Genomic DNA, 2832 nt, shown 5'->3' with positions numbered 1-2832 from the left:
GTAGAGAAAGAACGTCTGCTGGATGGCGTGCTTGTGCGGGCCCGTTTCGATGAAGACCCCCCGGTCCAGGCAGATGTCCGCGGCCCGCAGGATGTCCTCACGGGTATCGGTGGCGAACGCGATGTGGTGCAGCCGCCGGTGTGACCCGGTCCAGTCGTTGGTGTAGACGAGGTCATAGGACTTCTGCGCGAAATGCAGCCACTGCGCCGAGATGGCGCCGTCGTCGAGCACGATCTGCTCGGTGACCCGGCCACCGAGCACCCCGGAGACGAAGTCCCCGTTCGGCTGGGCCAGCGCGGCCAGGAAGTTGACGTGATCGAGCCGCCGGACTGACACGCCGCGCCCGGGGTACGCCTGCGCCTGGTTTTTCAGCGCGGGTTTCAGCGGGCCGTCCGGCCGGTACCACTCGGTCTCCCAGTACAGCTCGAACTCGTGCCCGTCCGGATCGCGGAACAGGTAGGTGGGCCCGAGCCCGGCGTCGCCGTCGCGCCAGCCGACGCCGAGGCCCGCAGCCTCGATCCCGGCCACCCGCCTCTTCAGCGCCTCCTCGCTGCTGGCCCTCAGGCCGGTGCGGCGGATGCCGGACGTGCCCGCCGCGGTCAGCTTCAGGCTGTGGTGCTCGTAGTCGTCCCAGGTGCGCAGGTAGACCGAATCTCCGCTGGCGCCGTTCTCGGTCAGCCCGAGCACTTCGGTGAAAAACCACAGGCTCTTGTCCGGCTCGGGCGTGAGCAGCTCGGCGTGGCCGAGGTGGGCTATGTCGTGCAGCAGGGGCATCGTCGCCTCCTTACCGGGTGATCGGGGCCGGGTAGACGGTCCCGTCGAACAGCTTGCGGGCGGTGCGGACGACACCCGCCCGCACCACGCGCGGCGGGCTGCCGGAGGTGTCGAGTTCGACTTCGACCTCCAGGCGCCCGGTGGGATGCTCGATGTCGGCCACGTGCCCGGCCGCGGGGAACCGGGCAAGCTCAGCGCCGATGCCGCCGGGGAGCAGCAGGGCGGTGGCGACGGTCACCGCGCCGAGCACCCCGATCGAGGTGTGCGGCCGGACCGGAATGAAGGTGCGAGTGCAAATCGCCCCGCCGTCGCGGGGCGCGCTGATCAGGGTCGTCTTGGGCACCGAGAGGCCGGAAACGTCACCGAGCCCCATCAGCTTCCCGGCGGCCAGCCGCAGCGCCTGCACCCGGCGGGCCAGTTCCTCGTTCCCGGCCAACTCCTCGGCCGGCTCGTATCCGGTAAGCCCGAAGTCCGCCGCCCTGGCAACCACCACCGGCATGCCGTTGTCGACGCAGCTCACCGCGATGCCGTCGATGACATCGCACACGCTGCCGGTGGGGAGCAGGCGCCCGGTGGCCGAGCCGGCGGTATCGGTGAACCGGAGCAGGATCGGCGAGGCGGCGCCAGGAACGCCAGCGATGGCGGTGTCCCCGGCGTACCGGACCTCGCCGCCGGGCGTGGCGAACGTGGCGGTCACCACGGCGCGGGAGTTGACCATGTGGATCCGGGCGGTGGTCGACTCGCCGCCCGCGCCGATCAGCCCGCGCTCGACGGCGAACGGGCCGACCCCGGCGAGGATGTTCCCGCAGTTCTGCCGGTCGGTGATCGTCGGCTCGTCCACCCCGAGCTGCAGGAACAGGTAGTCGATATCGGCGTCCTCGCGCTGCGACGGCGACACGACCGCGACCTTAGCGGCCAGCGGGTGCGCGCCGCCGACCCCGTCGACCTGCATCGGGTGGCCGCTGCCCATCACCGCCAGCAGCAGCGCATTCCGCACCGCAGGATCGGCGGGCAAGTCATCGGCCAGGAAGTACAGGCCCTTGGAGGTGCCGCCGCGCATCAGCATGCACCGCACGCCGTCCGCGGGCGCGGGTGTGCCACCGGGCCCGGTCACGGGCCCGCCTCCTGATAGCGGTGGTAGTCCACGTACTCGATGCCAAGCTCGGACAGCACCGAGCGCAGCCCGTACCGGTCCAGGCCCAGTTCCCCACGGCGGAACGCAGCCCGGGACGCGCGCTCCTTGTCGGCCCGCGCCTGGGCCGCGGTCAGGGCGCCGGGGACCGCCTGCCGTGGCACCACCACGACCCCGTCGTCGTCGGCGAGGACCGCATCACCGGGCAGTACCTGCTGGCCGGCGATGCTGACCGGAACGTTGACCGCGCCGGGCGTAGCCTTGACCGTGCCCTGGGCCGACACCGCGGCGCAGAACACCGGAAAGCTCATCTCGTGCAGCTCGGCCACGTCCCGCACGCCGCCGGTGGTGACCAGGCCGCGGACGCCCCGGTGGTGCAGCGCCGTGGCGAGCAGCTCGCCGAACGCGCCGTCGGTGGACGGCGAGGTGGTGGTGACGACGAGCACGTCACCGAAGCGGCACTGCTCCACCGCGGCGTGGATCATCAGGTTGTCGCCGGGCCAGCAGACCACGGTGACCGCGGTGCCGCCGATCCGCGACCCCAGGTGGACCGGGCGGATCCCCGGGCCGAGGTAGCCGGTGCGGCCGATCGCCTCGTGCACGGTGGCGACGCCGAACCGGGCGAGCGCGCCGAGGTCGGCGCGCGGGCAGCCGGTGACCACCACGTTCTTCATTGGAGCGCCCCGGTGACTTGCGGGTAGACGCGCATGTAGGCCTCTGCCATCGTGTCGTGCGCCAGGCCCAGGTTCGGACCCGCGTTACGGCGCAGCTGGACCCCGCGGCGGCGGGCCAGGTCGGTGTAGTAGTCCCACATGTGCTGCTGCGCCACCAGGCATTCCATCGCGCGCCGCTTCACGCTGAACACCTCGGTGATGTCCAGCAGCACCTGCGGCTTGAAGTCGCACTGCTCGGGCTGATGCGGTTCG

The 2832-nt window shown here is 71.6% G+C and carries 4 protein-coding genes; all 4 read right to left on the bottom strand.

The window, feature by feature from the left end:
• The coding region (locus tag VGJ14_16935) for a VOC family protein (GenBank protein ID HEY2834116.1) at positions 1 to 774 on the bottom strand (774 nt) is incomplete at its 3' end.
• A 10-nt stretch (positions 775 to 784) separates the two neighbouring features.
• The gene (locus tag VGJ14_16930; GenBank protein ID HEY2834115.1) at positions 785 to 1888 is read right to left on the bottom strand and encodes a 4-oxalomesaconate tautomerase; all 1104 of its coding nucleotides are present in this window, start codon (positions 1886 to 1888) and stop codon (positions 785 to 787) included.
• Complete coding sequence (locus VGJ14_16925; protein HEY2834114.1) at positions 1885 to 2580, bottom strand: 4-carboxy-4-hydroxy-2-oxoadipate aldolase/oxaloacetate decarboxylase; 696 nt, start codon at positions 2578 to 2580, stop codon at positions 1885 to 1887. Before VGJ14_16925 ends, VGJ14_16930 begins: the two co-directional genes overlap by 4 nt.
• The coding region (locus tag VGJ14_16920) for a PIG-L domain-containing protein (protein ID HEY2834113.1) at positions 2577 to 2832 on the bottom strand (256 nt) is incomplete at its 5' end. The genes VGJ14_16920 and VGJ14_16925, both read right to left, overlap by 4 nt.

The organism is Sporichthyaceae bacterium (assembly GCA_036493475.1).
GTDB lineage: Bacteria > Actinomycetota > Actinomycetes > Sporichthyales > Sporichthyaceae > DASQPJ01.
The sequence above is the reverse complement of the archived record's forward strand: the minus strand, read 5'-3'. Positions and strand labels throughout refer to the sequence as shown.